We start from the raw sequence: 14,169 nt of genomic DNA, 5'->3' as shown, positions 1-14,169 counted from the left end.
ATGGCGAGGGAGCCGGGAATCACCCCCGCCGCTCCAGTCGTCCCGTCCTCACCAGTGCCATCGACGGTGCCAGGCCTTGACGAACTTCATTCGTCATTGAGCATTCTCGCAGAATTTATCGCACAATGATGAGGACCGAGAAGCATTTACCATGGACAGTCCAGGAGCACACTAATGACACATGAAAGCCCGGTAGAAGCCCTGGCCACCCTGCGCCACGAGTTCGGCGAGCACGGCGGCGTCAACATGTCCATCGAAGCCAGCTCCACCTTTACCGTGGTGGACTCAAGCACCATGCCGGATATCTTCGCTGGCCGTAAGGGTCCCGAAGAAGGCGGCTGTTACCTCTACGGCCGCCATTTCAACCCCACGGTCTACAATCTCGGGCGCCAGCTCGCCGCACTGGAGGGTGTGGAGGCCGCTTATTGCAGCGCCAGCGGCATGGGCGCCATTTCCGCGGTAATCATGGCCCTGTGCAATGCCGGCGATCACGTGGTTGCCAGCAATACCATTTACGGCGGCACCTGGGCACTGCTACATGATTTCATGCCACTGAAAACCGGAGTCACTACCAGTTTTGTGGACAGTACCAGGCTGCAAGCCGTGCGCGAGGCCATCAGTGAACGCACCCGCCTGATCTACGTGGAGAGCATGTCCAACCCGACCCTGAGGGTGGCGGATATACCCGCGCTGGCTGCGCTGGCGCACGAAGCGGGACTGCCACTGGTGGTAGACAACACCTTTGCGCCGCTGCTCATCTCTCCCGCACCACTGGGGGCCGACATCGTGGTACACAGCATGACCAAGTTTATTGGCGGAGCCTCGGACCTGATCGGTGGTGCGGTCTGTGCGAGCAGCGAGTTCATCGGCAGCCTGATGGACCTGCACACCGGTCCCCTGATGATTCTCGGCCCGACCCTGGACCCGCGCATTGCCGCAGACATATCCCTGCGTCTGCCACACCTTCCACTGCGAATGAAGGCGCACAGCGAACGCTGCCTGGCCCTGGCCGAGCGCACCGCTGCCCTGGGGGTCCCGGTCATGTACCCTGGCCTGGCAGCCCACCCGGACCACGCGCTGCTGGGCAGGCTGCACAATCCCGAGTTCGGCTACGGCGGCCTGCTCACCATCGACGCGGGCAGCGAGGCGAGGGCCATGGCGCTGATGAACACCCTGCAGAATGAGCACCAGTTTGGGTATGTAGCGGTCAGCCTCGGTTACTTCGACACCCTGATGTCCTGCTCGGCATCCAGCACTTCCAGCGAGATGCCCGACGAGGCACTGGCCGCTGCAGCTATCTCGCCGGGGCTGGTACGTATGGCGGTGGGTTATAGCGGCAGCCTGGAACAGCGCTGGGGGCAGCTGGAGGCGGCGCTGAAAGCCACCGGCCTGGCCTGAACGCTGCGGCAGTGATTGCTGCCGCGTCTCTGTATTGCGGGTGAGGGCTGTCCCTACGCCCGCTTCCACTTGGTTCCCTCGCGGGAATCCTCCAGCACCACGCCGCGGGCCTGCAACTCCGCGCGGATCTCGTCAGCGCGGGCGAAGTCCTTGCCGGCCTTGGCATCTGCGCGGGCCTGGATCAGGACCTCGATCTCCTCGGCGGAAATGGCGTCGTCGGCCCCCGCGTCCTGCAACCACTGCTGCGGGCCCTGGCCCAGAATCCCCAGCAGGTTGCCGGCGGCAAGCATTCGCGCCTTGAGTGCCGGCTTGTCCGCATCCGCAGCCTTGTGCAGCTGTTTCGCCAGGGCATGGATCTCGGCAATGGCTACCGGCGTGTTGAGATCGTCGTTGAGGGCCTGGTAAAAGGCCTCGTCCGCCAGAGGCACATCCATATCCAGTTCGATATCCTCCACCTCGCGCAGGGTGCTGTAGAGACTGTCCAGGGTGGCCTGGGCCTGGTCCAGCAGTTCCGCTGAAAAATTCAGCGGCGAACGGTAATGGGCGGACAGGAGGGCAAAGCGCAGCACTTCGCCGCGGTAGCTCTGCAGCAGGTCGCGCACGGTACGGAAGTTGCCCAGCGATTTGGACATTTTCTCGCCGTCGATATCCAGGTAGGCGTTGTGCATCCAGTAGCGCACGTAGTCGCCGCCATGGGCGCAGCGGCTCTGGGCGATTTCGTTCTCGTGGTGCGGAAAAATCAGGTCGCGACCGCCGCCGTGAATATCAATGGTCTCACCCAGGTGGGCGCGAATCATGGCCGAGCATTCCAGGTGCCAGCCGGGCCGTCCACGGCCCCAGGGGCTGTCCCAGCCCGGGTCGGCGGCGTCGGCGGGCTTCCACAGCACAAAGTCTCCCGGGTGGCGCTTGTAGTCCGCCACCTCGACCCGGGCACCCGCCAGCATGTCGTCCAGGGAACGCCCGGAGAGCTTGCCATAATCCTCCATGGAATCCACCGCAAACAGCACATGGCCCTGGGATTCGTAGGCGTGACCCTTGTCGATCAGGGCCTGCGTCAGCGCGATCATGGCATCGATATTGTGGGTGGCGTGGGGTTCCAGGGTGGGCTGCAGGGCATTGAGCGCCGCCATGTCCTCGCGATACTTGGCGGTGTATTCCGCGGTGACCGACTCGATACTGCGGTCGCCCTCCTTCGCCGCGGCGATAATCTTGTCATCCACGTCGGTAATGTTGCGAGCGTAGACCACCTTGCCGTAGTGGGTTTGCAGCAGGCGGAACAGGGTATCGAACACCACCACCGGACGGGCGTTGCCGATATGGGCCAGATTGTAGACCGTGGGGCCGCACACGTACATGGTGACGGTGTCGGGAACCAGAGGCTTGAATAGCTCTTTTTCGCCGCTCATGGTGTTGTAGAGCTTTAGGGACATGGCTTTTATTCCGGTGGTTGCTGGATCCCGGCTTGCGCCGGGATGACGATGGGTGGGGTTGGGATGACGGTGAATGGATCAGTCGCTCCAGGTGTCACGCAGGCCGATGGTCTTGTTGAACACCGGCTGCTCGGCGCTGTGCTCATAGCGGTCGGCCACAAAGTAACCCTCGCGCTCGAACTGGAAGCCCTGCTCGGGCCGGGCATTGACCAGCGCGGGCTCGATCCAGGCCTGTTCCACTACCTGCAGTGATTCCGGGTTCAGGTGGTCCATGAACTCGCCCTCGGCGCGGTCCGGCGATTCGTGATTGAACAGCCGATCGTACAGCCGCACCTCGGCGCGCCTGCCGTGACTGGCGGAGACCCACTGGATTACGCCCTTGGGCTTGACGCCATCCTCCGGGTTCTCGCCAATGGTATTGGCGATGGTGTGGGCGTGAATCTCGACAATAGTGCCGTCGGCGTCCCTGATCACCTCGTCCGCCTCGATCACATAGGCGTGGCGCAGCCGCACCCGCTTGCCCAGCACCAGCCGCTTGTACTTGCGGTTGGCCTCCTCGCGGAAATCGTCGGCATCTATATACAGTTCGCGGGTAAAGGGCAGCTGGCGCTCGCCCAGGTCCTCCCGGGAGGGATGGTGCGGGGCGGACAATGCTTCCACCTTGTCTTCCGGGTAGTCTGTGAGCACCACCTTCAATGGATTGAGTACCGCCATCGCCCGGGGCGCATTCTCGTTCAGGTCCTCGCGAATCGCAAACTCCAGCATGGCCACATCGACCACGCCGTCGGAGCGGGTGGTGCCGATCATGTCGCAGAACTTGCGGATCGCGGCCGGGGTATAGCCACGGCGGCGCATGCCGGACACGGTGGGCATGCGCGGATCATCCCAGCCGGCGACAACGCCCTCGTCGACCAGCAATTTCAGCTTGCGCTTGCTGGTGATGGTATAGCTGGGATTGAGGCGGCCAAACTCATACTGGCGCGGGCGGCTCTGCACCGGCAGGTTATCGATAAACCAGTCGTACAGCGGCCGGTGGTCCTCAAACTCCAGGGTACAGATCGAGTGGGTAACGCCCTCGATGGCATCCTCCTGGCCGTGGGCGAAGTCGTAGGTGGGGTAAATCACCCAGTCAGTGCCCGTCTGGTGGTGAGCGACCTTGCGGATGCGGTAGAGGATGGGGTCGCGCATGTTCATATTGGGCGAGGCCATGTCGATTTTGGCCCGCAGCACCTTCTGCCCCTCGTCGAACTCCCCCGCCTTCATCCGTTGCAGCAGGTCCAGGTTTTCTGCCACGCTGCGCTCGCGGTAGGGGCTGTTGCGCCCGGGCTCGGTCAGGGTGCCGCGGTACTCCCGGGCCTGCTCGCCGTTGAGGTCGCAAACATAGGCCCTGCCCTGCTCCACCAGGTACACCGCCCAGTCATAGAGCTGCTGGAAATAGGCCGAGGCAAAACGCACCTTCCCATGCCACTGGTAGCCCAGCCAGCGCACATCCTCCTGGATGGACTCGATAAATTCCTGGCTCTCTTTCTCCGGGTTGGTGTCATCGAAGCGCAGGTTGCAGCGCCCGCCATTGGCCTCGGCGAGGCCAAAATTGACGCTGATCGACTTGGCATGGCCGATATGCAGGTAGCCGTTGGGCTCCGGCGGGAAGCGGGTGACCACCTCGGTGACCCGGCCGCTGGCGAGGTCATCCCTGATGATGGTCTGTAAAAAGTTACTGGCGGGGGTCGTTTCCATAGTTCCTACCGGGCCTGGACTGGCAAAAGGCGCGTATTATAGCTGCGAACCGGGGCCGCTTTAAGCCAATTGCTACCGTCTTTGTGAATCAGGCCGCAATTGTAGGGCGACCGGCGCTAATCTTGTTTTCCTGCGCGATAAAAGCCCGTATCATTGCCGACCCGCTAGACAAAGACCCACAGGGACGGACATATGGTTATCATTCGCACCACTTTCGGTGAAATCAAACTGGAACTGGATGCTGAAAAAGCGCCCAAGACCGTGGAAAACTTCCTCAACTACGCCCGCGACGGCTTTTATGACGGCACCATCTTCCACCGCGTCATCGACAATTTCATGATCCAGGGCGGCGGTTTCGACACCGACATGCAGCAAAAGCCCACTGGCGAGCCCATCGAGAACGAGGCTGACAATGGCCTCAAGAACGATTTCGGCACTATCGCCATGGCCCGCACCATGGACCCTCACTCCGCCACTGCCCAGTTCTTTATCAACGTGAAGGACAATGACTTCCTCAATCACTCGGGCAAGAACATGCAGGGCTGGGGCTACACCGTCTTCGGCAAGATCACCGAAGGCGCCGAGGTGCTGGACAGGATCCGCGCCGTGCCCACCGGTTCCACCGGCGGCCACCAGGACGTACCCAGGGACCCGGTGATCATCGAGACCGTGGAAGTCATCGCCGACTAAGTGTCCCGCACCCTCTTCATCTCGGATATCCACCTGGACCCCGCCAGGCCCGCCGTCACAGCGGCCCTGGCGGACTTCCTGCAAAAAAACCACGATTGCGACGCGCTCTACATCCTCGGGGATATCTTCGAGGCCTGGGTCGGTGATGACGACGATGCGCCACTGGCGGCCGAGGTCGCAGGGCTGTTCCAGGCATTTACCGCTGCCGGCCCGGCCTTATACCTGATGGTGGGCAACCGGGATTTCCTGCTGGGAGAGGATTTCTGCGCCAGGGTGGGCGCCGAGTTGCTGCCCGACCCCAGCATCATCAGCGTCTATGGCCGGCCCACGCTGCTGCTGCACGGCGACAGCCTGTGTACCGGCGATGCCGAATACATGAAATTTCGCGCCATGGTCCGCAGCCCCGAGTGGCAGGCCCAGTTGCTGGCCAGCAGCCTGGAGGAGCGCCGCGGGCTGGCGGCCCGCTTGCGCGCCGCCAGCAAGGACGCCAGCTCCAACAAGGCCGAGGACATCATGGACGTCACCCCCTCAGAGGTGGACCGGGTAATGCTGGAGGCCGATGTCAGCCTGCTGATTCACGGCCATACCCACCGCCCGGCACGGCACGAAGTCGCCTGTGGGGAGCGCGTGGTACTCGGTGACTGGGCGGCCACAGGCTGGTACATGGAGGCAAGCTCAAGTGGTTTCGAGCTTATTGAATTCGATATTGATCAGTAAGTTAGAAGAATAACTTAAGACCATCCCGAGAGAGCGTGTCAGCCCGGCACACCGCTGTGAAAACGAAATTCCGAGTCCGGTGACTCGATCAGCTGCCGCTCCAGCTGCAGGAATAGCGGCAGGCGCTGCGCCACCTCGTCAGCCGACCCCGCCTCCTCGGCCAGTGCCAGATAATCGGCAAAGTGGCGCGACTCGGACTTCAGCAGGGAGCGGTAAAACCCCGCCAGTTCCCCGTCCAGTTCCGGGGCGATACAGGCAAAACGCTCACAGGAGCGGGCCTCGATGATGGCCCCCACAATCAGGGTGTCAACCAGCTTGCCCGGCTCGTGGGTACGCACCGGCTTGCGCAGTTCCCCGGCATAGCGCGCCGCGGCAATCTGCGGGTAGGCCACCTTGCGCTTTTTCATAATCGCGATCACCTGCTCAAAATGGCGCAACTCCTCCCGCGCCAGCCGCGACAGCTTGTTCAGCAGCCGGTAATGCTCCACATAGCGGTACATCAGGTTCAGCGCCGTGGAAGCGGCTTTTTTCTCGCAATTGGCGTGGTCCACCAGCAGGATCTCGGGATTCTCCAGCGCCCAGTCCACCCAGGCCCGGGGCGTGGGACAGGCGAGGAAATCCAGTATCGGGCTGATATCGACGGCAGTAGTCATTCAATGGTTCCGGAAAACAGGTCTGGCATGGCGATATAGCGGTCGTAGTGGGCCTGGGACAGCAGCAGGTACTCGGCATCGACCTGCTCGCGCAGCTCCACCAGGGACAGCTCGCAGTAGCGCAGGTCAACGGCAAAACCGAAGTCGCGGGTGTTGTCTATCTGCCCTGCCCCGGCCTTGAGCACACTGAACACCCAGCAGTACTCGTCGTGGTGCGCCACATGGCGGATATTCTGCACCTGCAGTTGCCATTTGAGCAGGGCCCTGTCGGTCACCCGCAGCTTGTTGCTCACACACTGGGACAGGAAACCGGCCAGGCGATCGTCGATGATGCGCTTCTGCGCGGGACTGTAACTGTTCCAGTGAATCACCTCGTGGCTGAAACGCTTGCAGCCGCGGCACACGGTGTCGCCGATGCCGGTGGAGCAGACGCCTATACAGGGAGTTTTTACGGGACTGTCGAGCATGGAAAGCGGATTGGGAGCCTGGCCCGGGAGTGTAGAATATCACCCGGGTGAATGCACGATATAGGAGCCAATTCATTTATCTTATTTCAGGCGTGGGCTATAATTCGCGCCGATTTTTCTCCACAGGAGCCGCGTGCCATACCCCCGCCCGCGGCACCCTTCAAACGCTAAAGGAGCTCTACCGTGCTAGAAGCATATCGTGAACATGTGGCCGAACGGGCCGCCCAGGACATTCCCCCCAAACCCCTGAATGCCGAACAGGTCGCCGGGGTGGTAGAGCTGCTGAAGAACCCGCCGGCGGGGGAAGAGGACTATATCCTCGACCTGATTACCAACCGCGTGCCTCCGGGCGTCGACGAGGCAGCCTACGTGAAAGCGGGCTTCCTCTCCGCCGTGGCCAAGGGCGAGACAGCCTGCCCGCTGATCGACCGGCCGGCGGCCGTCAAGCTGCTGGGCAACATGCACGGCGGTTACAACATCGAAACCCTGGTGGGCCTGCTGCAAGACGCGGAACTGGGCGCCCGGGCCGCGGCAGAGCTCAAGCACACCCTGCTGATGTTTGACGCCTTTCACGATGTGGATGAACTGGCCAGGGCCGGCAACGACAACGCCAAAGCGGTCATGCAGTCCTGGGCCGACGGCGAGTGGTTCACCAGCCAGCAGGAAGTGCCCCAGTCGATCAAGGTCGCGGTATTCAAGGTCACCGGTGAAACCAACACCGACGACCTCTCCCCTGCCCCCGATGCCTGGTCCCGCCCGGACATCCCCCTGCACGCATTGGCGGCCTACAAGATGACCCGCGACGGCCTGGAGCCGGAAGAGCACGGCGTCAAGGGCCCGATGAAGCAGATCAAGGAAATCCAGGACAAGGGCCTGCCGGTTGCCTTCGTCGGCGACGTGGTGGGCACCGGTTCTTCCCGCAAATCCGCCACCAACTCGGTGCTGTGGTTCTTCGGCGACGACATTCCCGGCGTACCCAACAAGCGCGGCGGCGGCATCTGCATCGGCGGCAAGGTCGCGCCCATCTTCTACAACACCATGGAAGACGCCGGCGCGCTGGTATTCGAAGCGCCGGTTGACGACCTGGGCATGGGGGACATCATCGAAATCCGCCCCTACGAGGGGAAGATCCTCAACGAGGCCGGCGAGGTCATTTCCGAGTTTGAACTGAAGTCCGAGGTGCTGCTGGATGAGGTACGCGCTGGCGGCCGCATCAATCTGATTATCGGTCGTGGCCTGACCACCCGGGCCCGCGAGGCCCTGGGCCTGCCCGCCTCCGACCTGTTCCGCACCCCGGAGCAACCTGCCGACAGCGGCAAGGGCTTCTCCCTGGCCCAGAAAATGGTCGGCCGCGCCTGTGGTACCGACGGTATCCGCCCCGGCACCTACTGCGAACCGAAGATGACCACCGTGGGTTCCCAGGACACCACCGGCCCGATGACCCGGGACGAGCTGAAAGACCTGGCCTGCCTGGGCTTCTCCGCCGACCTGACCATGCAGTCCTTCTGTCACACTGCGGCCTACCCCAAGCCGGTGGATATCGACACCCAGCACACCCTGCCGGACTTCATCATGACCCGCGGCGGTGTCTCCCTGCGCCCCGGTGACGGCATCATCCACAGCTGGCTGAACCGCATGCTGCTGCCCGACACCGTCGGCACCGGTGGCGACTCCCACACCCGCTTCCCCATGGGCATTTCCTTCCCCGCCGGCTCCGGTCTGGTGGCCTTTGCCGCGGCTACCGGCGTCATGCCGCTGGATATGCCCGAGTCGGTGCTGGTGCGCTTCAAGGGCGAAATGCAGCCCGGCATCACCCTGCGCGACCTGGTCCATGCCATTCCCTACTACGCGATTCAGGAAGGCCTGCTGACCGTGGAAAAGAAAGGCAAGAAGAACATCTTCTCCGGCCGCATCCTGGAGATCGAGGGGCTGGACGACCTGACCGTCGAACAGGCCTTTGAGCTGTCCGATGCCTCCGCCGAGCGCTCCGCAGCCGGCTGCACCATCAAGCTGCCCGAAGATGCCATCGCCGAGTACCTGCGCTCCAACATCGTGCTGCTGCGCTCCATGATCGCCGACGGCTACGGCGACGCGCGCACGCTGGAGCGCCGCGCCCAGAAGATGGAAGAGTGGCTGGCCAACCCGGAACTGATGGAAGCGGATGCCGACGCCGAGTACGCGGCGGTCATCGAGATCGACCTGGCAGAAGTTACCGAGCCGATCGTCTGCTGCCCCAACGACCCGGATGACGCCAGGCTGCTGTCCCAGGTCGCCGGCGACAACGTGGACGAGGTATTTATCGGATCCTGCATGACCAACATCGGTCACTTCCGGGCCGCCGGTAAACTGCTGGAACAGCACAAGGGCGGTATCTCCACTCGCATGTGGCTGTCGCCGCCGACCAAGATGGACGAGCACCAGCTGATGGAAGAAGGCTACTACAACATCTTTGGCGCGGCCGGTGCCCGCACCGAGATGCCGGGATGCTCCCTGTGCATGGGCAACCAGGCGCGGGTAGCAGCCAACTCCACGGTACTGTCGACCTCCACCCGTAACTTCCCCAACCGCCTCGGCGACGGTGCCAACGTGTACCTGACCAGCGCGGAGCTGGCTGCCGTCGGCGCCATCCTGGGCAAGCTGCCAACCCCGGAGGAGTATCTCGAGTACGCCCGCGACCTGGACTCCATGTCCGAGGAAATCTACCGCTACCTCAACTTCGACCAGATCGCCGAATTCCAGGCCAAGTCTGCCGAGGGTGCGCGTATCGCCGCGGTGGAAGTGCAGGAAATCAGCGCCTGACGGACTAAACCGCCAGGCAGGCTCAGGAAACCCCGCTGCGGCGGGGTTTTTTGTGGCGGCCGGTTAGTGCCGGGCGCCCGTCTCTGGGAGTAACCGTTGCCAATGATAGAAGTGTTTGTCCTCGCCATAGCCTTGAGCATGGATGCATTTGCGGTTTCCGTGGGTCTGGGCTCTAAAAGAGTCAGGCAAACCAGCTCGCTTGCTGTAATCGCCGCGAGTTATTTTGCGCTGTTCCAGGCACTGATGCCGCTGGTCGGTTTTCTGGGTGGAAAAGGTGTTCTCGGGTGGATTGAAGCCTATGCCAACTGGATAGCATTTCTGCTCCTGCTAGTGGTGGGGGCGAAGATGATATACGAGGCCTTGAGCGAAGGGATAGAAGAGGATATCGCCCAGGTTACCCACAGGGTAATACTTATTCTGGCTATCGCGACCAGCATCGACGCGATGGCTGCCGGATTTACATTGAATCTACTTGCGGTCAATCCGCTGGTCGCCTGTGCGATTATTGGTGCCACCACGTTTATTTGCAGCGTTATCGGCGTTCTGGTTGGCGCCAGGAGTGGCACGTGGCTGGAAAGCAAGGCGGAAATACTGGGCGGGACAGTGCTCATTCTTATCGGAGTGAAATTTCTGCTATCTTGAACGCCTGGACTGGAGCCAATATCGTTGGGCGGGCGCAAGCGCAGACAGCGCCAGCGTGAGCCACAAGCGCACAAACCTGTGCACCATTGTTTATTGCCATCAGCACGCAATGTGGCGCGTGATTCAAGGACTGAAAATTTGCTCACTCAACAAACCGTCAGCTGCCCCTACTGCGGTGAAAGCATTGAGGTCCTGATCGACGAGGAAGAGGTGGGGCACGAGTACATTGAGGACTGTCAGGTATGCTGCCGGCCTATCACTTTCGTTCTGTCCATGGATTTTGCCGGTCAGTTATCAGTGTCGGTTCACGATGAAAATGACTCGCGGTAACAATCAGGGTTTTGAGATTTCGAGGGTCGCCACAGGTGGCTAGCATGGGATACATTTATCTGGCGATTGCGATAGTCGCGGAAGTGATAGCGACCAGTGCGCTCAAGGCGTCTGACCAGTTCACCAGGCTGGGGCCCAGCCTCATCGTCATTGTGGGTTACGGTATTGCCTTCTATTTTTTGTCGCTGGTGTTGAAGACAATTCCAATCGGCCTTGCCTATGCAATATGGTCGGGCCTGGGTATTGTCCTGATTTCAATCGTGGGGCTGCTGGCTTTCGGCCAGAAGCTGGACGCTGCCGCGATAATCGGCATTGTGCTGATCATCAGTGGTGTCATTGTAATCAATGCATTTTCAAATACAGTTGGGCATTGAGAGATACCCGGCGATTAATGTGGGAATCACAAGCAGAAACTCAAAGAGGAAACAGCATGGATCTTATGGAAATTTCCGAGAAACGCAGCATGAAGCGGGAGGAAGCAGCGAAGTTGCTGCACGAGCTGGCCGACTCACTGGCCCGCCACAACGGAGTGGATTTTAACCAGGACGGCACCCGGATCAATGTCAGGGTAGCCGACACGGTGTCGGTGGAGCTGGAACTTGAAATCGAAAGCGACGAATCCAGCATCGAGATCGAAATCAGCTGGTAGGCGGTCATTCCGGTGCTGCGGCCCCCTGTTGCCTCGCCGGCCGCGGCTTGCCAATCCCTGAATAGCGACTAGTCTTAAGCAGCACTGGTTGGCGACCGGGCAGGCCGGCTGCCTGCCCGGGTCTTTCTTTAGTGGCTGTCGATGCATGTCGGTCGACTCCGAAATGGAGAATAACAGGATGAGGCAATCTGAATGGCTTTGGCGGGACACTACCCGCAACAGCGTTTTATCCTTCATGGCATCGCTGCTGTTGCTGCTGGCAAGCGGCAGTCAGGCGGCCAAGCCCCCGCAATACTACGTAGACCAGAGCAAACTACCCTTCGAGGCATTGCCAGGGGCGCAAGCTTACTGGGGGGTTCATGCCGGGGCCGGGTACCAGATCGAAGTACCCGACAACTGGAACGGCAGTCTGGTGGTATGGGCCCATGGATATCGGGGCACCGGCCTTGAACTGACCGTTGACCCGCACCCCCTGCGCCAGGCATTGATACCGAATGGCTACGCCTGGGCCGCGTCAAGTTATACCCGTAACGACTACGACATCAGCGCCGGCGTCCAGAGCACCCATGCCCTGATCAAGCGATTCAGGGGCCTGGTGGGCAAGCCCTCACAAATCCTGATGACCGGCGCCTCCATGGGCGGCCATATCACCGGCGTAATCATCGAGCAGTACCCCGGCCTGTTTGCTGGTGCCATGCCCATTTGCGGGGTAATGGCAGATCACGAACTGTTCGATTTCTTCCTCGACTTCAATCTCGCGGCCCAGCAGCTTGGGGTGGGCGGCAGCACGTATCCCATCGATGCCGCAACCTACCTGTTCGGTACTGTGCCGGCGATCAAGTCCAACCTCGAGGCGGTGCCGGGCGGCTGGCCGGGGGCACTGAACGACACCGGCAATAACTTCAAAAACCTGGTCGAAATCCGTTCAGGTGGTGAGCGCCCCAATTTCGACGAGGCCTGGTTCTTCTGGAACACCGTCCCGAACAATGGTTCCGGGCCTGGAAATTTCCTGTTTGACCTCGCCGTGGGCGACGGCTCGCTGCCGCGAGCGCCGGGCAGTGTGGTAGACAATCTCGACACCGTGTACCAGTTCGATACCGACCCTGCGCTGACGCCGGAAGAGCAGGCGCTGAACGACCTGATCTTCCGCATCGGCGCCGACCCCCAGACGCGCCGCAAGCAGGGGCTGGCGCAGGTGCCCACCATCACTGGCGATATCGATATCCCCGTGCTCACCCTGCACAACCTGGGGGACCTGTTTGTGCCGGTCCTGAACCAGGTGGAATATGCCAAGCGGGTGTTCGACCAGGGCAACTCGGACCTGTTGGTACAGCGCGCTATCCGGGGCGTGGCTCACTGCGGTTTTACCGGCAATGAACTGGTGACCGCCTTCTTTGACCTGGTTAACTGGATAGAAAGCGGCCAGCAGCCGGCCGGTGACAACTTCCTCGACCCCGCGGCGGTTGCAGACCCTGAGTTCGGCTGCCAGTTCAGCGACGCTGCCGGACACCTGCTGGCAACCCCCTGTCCCTGATGGCCCGCGGCCCGGGCGGCACCCCGTCGCGCCCGGGCCCACTCTGGAAATTGCGGCTCAGGTACACCCTGACCTGTCGGGGCTCAAACACATGGAAGTGAATATCTTCCACGCCCCCGGTCGCTTCTCCGGGCAGCCGTGAGGCGTAGAAGTAATCGATGTCGTGGTCGTCAGAGTCAAACAGCTTGAGGGCATCCACCTGCAGCCGCCAGCGATCCCCTGTCCAGCCCGGATTAAAATTCAGCGATGAATCTGCCAGCGGTTACCGGTAGAATTCCGGCAGTCTTTTTCCAACTGGAGCCCAACCATGGACCGCAAACTTTTGATCAAGATACACATGTACCTGGCGGCATTTTTCGTCCCGGCGGTCCTGCTCGTGGCCATATCCGGCGGCCTCTACCTACTGGGCATCAAGGGCGAGGTCAACGAACAGACCATCTACAGTAAAGCCGGCGCCAGCATCGATACCGACTCCTCCTCGCTGCAGGCGGATGTAGACGCGCTGCTGCAGGAAGCGGGGGTGGAGTCTTTCAGCTATGAATATGTCAAGGTCAGCGGCAACCGCCTGTATACCCGCCCCACGTCGTCCGATCACTATGTGGTTGAATCCACTGCCTCCGGGCTGGACATTATCCAGGCCGAGCCCAGCCTGCAGCAGCGCCTGATTGAACTTCACAAAGGTCACGGCCCCGGCGCTTTCAAGACCTTCCAGAAAGTGTTCGCGCTTGGCCTGTTATTCATCATGCTCAGCGGACTCTGGCTGGGGCTGGCCAACGCCCGGCTGCGCCGTTCGACGCTGGCGACCGCAGGCGCTGGCCTCGTCGTTTTTGCCCTGCTGCTGGTTTGAGCACGCCATGGATACGCGCAGCGTGCAACCGGCGGGGTAAATCCTGCTACTATTGATCGTATGCCAGACAAACAGACAAAACCGGTAAAGCAGAGCCAGTGGCTGAAGCTGATGCTCGAGGGGCAGCTGACCCGCGACCGTGTGCTGAAGACCAGGACCGAAATCGAGGAGGACCAGCGGCGCGCGGCACAGCTCGATGCCCTGCGCCAGAGCCCCCCCAAGCATTGACTGAAAGCCAAGCGAGCCCTGGTTATCGGCGCCGGACCAGGCAGAGGG

The 14,169-nt window shown here is 61.4% G+C and carries 16 protein-coding genes; 11 read left to right on the top strand and 5 right to left on the bottom strand.

Annotation, left to right across the window (positions count from 1 at the left end; all coding sequences use genetic code 11):
* The first annotated feature begins 174 nt into the window (after positions 1 to 174).
* On the top strand, positions 175 to 1,398 hold the full coding sequence (locus DWB85_RS05535) for an aminotransferase class I/II-fold pyridoxal phosphate-dependent enzyme (protein ID WP_117953213.1): 1,224 nt from the start codon (positions 175 to 177) through the stop codon (positions 1,396 to 1,398).
* A 53-nt stretch (positions 1,399 to 1,451) separates the two neighbouring features.
* Here the strand turns inward: DWB85_RS05535 and cysS are convergent, their stop codons facing one another.
* Positions 1,452 to 2,828: a cysteine--tRNA ligase gene (gene cysS, locus DWB85_RS05530; RefSeq protein WP_117953212.1), complete on the bottom strand. Its 1,377-nt coding sequence runs from the start codon at positions 2,826 to 2,828 to the stop codon at positions 1,452 to 1,454.
* 78 nt (positions 2,829 to 2,906) lie between these two features.
* Positions 2,907 to 4,565, bottom strand: a complete 1,659-nt coding sequence (locus DWB85_RS05525; protein WP_117953211.1) for a glutamine--tRNA ligase/YqeY domain fusion protein — start codon at positions 4,563 to 4,565, stop codon at positions 2,907 to 2,909.
* A 192-nt stretch (positions 4,566 to 4,757) separates the two neighbouring features.
* On the opposite strand from DWB85_RS05525, the gene DWB85_RS05520 reads away from it, so the two are divergent.
* Both DWB85_RS05520 and DWB85_RS05515 read left to right on the top strand, forming a co-directional pair.
* Positions 4,758 to 5,255, top strand: coding sequence for a peptidylprolyl isomerase (locus DWB85_RS05520; protein WP_117953210.1), 498 nt, complete (start codon positions 4,758 to 4,760; stop codon positions 5,253 to 5,255).
* The gene (locus tag DWB85_RS05515; protein WP_117953209.1) at positions 5,256 to 5,972 is read left to right on the top strand and encodes a UDP-2,3-diacylglucosamine diphosphatase; all 717 of its coding nucleotides are present in this window, start codon (positions 5,256 to 5,258) and stop codon (positions 5,970 to 5,972) included.
* Positions 5,973 to 6,010: 38 nt separating this feature from the next.
* Here the strand turns inward: DWB85_RS05515 and DWB85_RS05510 are convergent, their stop codons facing one another.
* Together DWB85_RS05510 and DWB85_RS05505 are read right to left on the bottom strand one after the other, a co-directional pair.
* Positions 6,011 to 6,625, bottom strand: a complete 615-nt coding sequence (locus tag DWB85_RS05510) for a MiaE family protein (RefSeq protein ID WP_117953208.1) — start codon at positions 6,623 to 6,625, stop codon at positions 6,011 to 6,013.
* The gene (locus tag DWB85_RS05505) at positions 6,622 to 7,092 is read right to left on the bottom strand and encodes a DUF1289 domain-containing protein (protein ID WP_117953207.1); all 471 of its coding nucleotides are present in this window, start codon (positions 7,090 to 7,092) and stop codon (positions 6,622 to 6,624) included. The genes DWB85_RS05510 and DWB85_RS05505 overlap by 4 nt, the downstream gene beginning before the upstream one ends.
* A gap of 183 nt (positions 7,093 to 7,275) precedes the next feature.
* On the opposite strand from DWB85_RS05505, the gene acnB reads away from it, so the two are divergent.
* The 6 genes from acnB (at position 7,276) to DWB85_RS05475 (ending at position 13,046) form a co-directional block, all read left to right on the top strand.
* Positions 7,276 to 9,891, top strand: coding sequence for a bifunctional aconitate hydratase 2/2-methylisocitrate dehydratase (gene acnB, locus DWB85_RS05500; protein ID WP_117953206.1), 2,616 nt, complete (start codon positions 7,276 to 7,278; stop codon positions 9,889 to 9,891).
* 102 nt (positions 9,892 to 9,993) lie between these two features.
* Positions 9,994 to 10,533, top strand: coding sequence for a manganese efflux pump MntP (locus DWB85_RS05495; protein WP_117953205.1), 540 nt, complete (start codon positions 9,994 to 9,996; stop codon positions 10,531 to 10,533).
* Between the two features lie 138 nt (positions 10,534 to 10,671).
* The gene (locus tag DWB85_RS05490) at positions 10,672 to 10,863 is read left to right on the top strand and encodes a CPXCG motif-containing cysteine-rich protein (protein ID WP_205422665.1); all 192 of its coding nucleotides are present in this window, start codon (positions 10,672 to 10,674) and stop codon (positions 10,861 to 10,863) included.
* A 44-nt stretch (positions 10,864 to 10,907) separates the two neighbouring features.
* The gene (locus DWB85_RS05485) at positions 10,908 to 11,237 is read left to right on the top strand and encodes a DMT family transporter (protein ID WP_117953203.1); all 330 of its coding nucleotides are present in this window, start codon (positions 10,908 to 10,910) and stop codon (positions 11,235 to 11,237) included.
* Positions 11,238 to 11,293: 56 nt separating this feature from the next.
* The gene (locus tag DWB85_RS05480; RefSeq protein ID WP_205422664.1) at positions 11,294 to 11,512 is read left to right on the top strand and encodes an amphi-Trp domain-containing protein; all 219 of its coding nucleotides are present in this window, start codon (positions 11,294 to 11,296) and stop codon (positions 11,510 to 11,512) included.
* A 178-nt stretch (positions 11,513 to 11,690) separates the two neighbouring features.
* Positions 11,691 to 13,046 carry a phthalyl amidase gene (locus tag DWB85_RS05475; RefSeq protein WP_133300567.1) on the top strand — a complete coding sequence of 452 codons (1,356 nt, stop codon included), beginning with the start codon at positions 11,691 to 11,693 and terminating at the stop codon, positions 13,044 to 13,046.
* Here DWB85_RS05475 and DWB85_RS05470 read toward each other — a convergent pair.
* Entirely contained in the window at positions 13,003 to 13,245 is a 243-nt protein-coding gene (locus DWB85_RS05470; protein ID WP_117953201.1) for a hypothetical protein, read from the bottom strand. The two genes, DWB85_RS05475 and DWB85_RS05470, sit on opposite strands and share 44 nt — an antisense overlap.
* 108 nt (positions 13,246 to 13,353) lie before the next feature.
* On the opposite strand from DWB85_RS05470, the gene DWB85_RS05465 reads away from it, so the two are divergent.
* Positions 13,354 to 13,893, top strand: a complete 540-nt coding sequence (locus DWB85_RS05465; RefSeq protein ID WP_117953200.1) for a PepSY-associated TM helix domain-containing protein — start codon at positions 13,354 to 13,356, stop codon at positions 13,891 to 13,893.
* Positions 13,894 to 13,953: 60 nt separating this feature from the next.
* The gene (locus tag DWB85_RS19500; protein ID WP_162846019.1) at positions 13,954 to 14,121 is read left to right on the top strand and encodes a hypothetical protein; all 168 of its coding nucleotides are present in this window, start codon (positions 13,954 to 13,956) and stop codon (positions 14,119 to 14,121) included.
* Positions 14,122 to 14,169: the final 48 nt, after the last annotated feature.

It is taken from the genome of Seongchinamella sediminis, from assembly GCF_003457605.1.
GTDB classification, from domain to species: domain Bacteria; phylum Pseudomonadota; class Gammaproteobacteria; order Pseudomonadales; family Halieaceae; genus Halioglobus; species Halioglobus sediminis.
This window is presented reverse-complemented; position numbering and strand designations above follow the sequence as displayed.

What these genes read in the sequence shown, in the direction of transcription:
- DWB85_RS05535 (WP_117953213.1), top strand. Translation starts at nt 175, where the DNA reads ATGACACATGAAAGCCCGGTAGAAGCCCTGGCCACCCTGCGCCACGAG.
- cysS (WP_117953212.1), bottom strand. Translation starts at nt 2,828, where the DNA reads ATGTCCCTAAAGCTCTACAACACCATGAGCGGCGAAAAAGAGCTATTC.
- DWB85_RS05525 (WP_117953211.1), bottom strand. Translation starts at nt 4,565, where the DNA reads ATGGAAACGACCCCCGCCAGTAACTTTTTACAGACCATCATCAGGGAT.
- DWB85_RS05520 (WP_117953210.1), top strand. Translation starts at nt 4,758, where the DNA reads ATGGTTATCATTCGCACCACTTTCGGTGAAATCAAACTGGAACTGGAT.
- DWB85_RS05510 (WP_117953208.1), bottom strand. Translation starts at nt 6,625, where the DNA reads ATGACTACTGCCGTCGATATCAGCCCGATACTGGATTTCCTCGCCTGT.
- DWB85_RS05505 (WP_117953207.1), bottom strand. Translation starts at nt 7,092, where the DNA reads ATGCTCGACAGTCCCGTAAAAACTCCCTGTATAGGCGTCTGCTCCACC.
- DWB85_RS05495 (WP_117953205.1), top strand. Translation starts at nt 9,994, where the DNA reads ATGATAGAAGTGTTTGTCCTCGCCATAGCCTTGAGCATGGATGCATTT.
- DWB85_RS05485 (WP_117953203.1), top strand. Translation starts at nt 10,908, where the DNA reads ATGGGATACATTTATCTGGCGATTGCGATAGTCGCGGAAGTGATAGCG.
- DWB85_RS05480 (WP_205422664.1), top strand. Translation starts at nt 11,294, where the DNA reads ATGGATCTTATGGAAATTTCCGAGAAACGCAGCATGAAGCGGGAGGAA.
- DWB85_RS05475 (WP_133300567.1), top strand. Translation starts at nt 11,691, where the DNA reads ATGAGGCAATCTGAATGGCTTTGGCGGGACACTACCCGCAACAGCGTT.
- DWB85_RS05465 (WP_117953200.1), top strand. Translation starts at nt 13,354, where the DNA reads ATGGACCGCAAACTTTTGATCAAGATACACATGTACCTGGCGGCATTT.
- DWB85_RS19500 (WP_162846019.1), top strand. Translation starts at nt 13,954, where the DNA reads ATGCCAGACAAACAGACAAAACCGGTAAAGCAGAGCCAGTGGCTGAAG.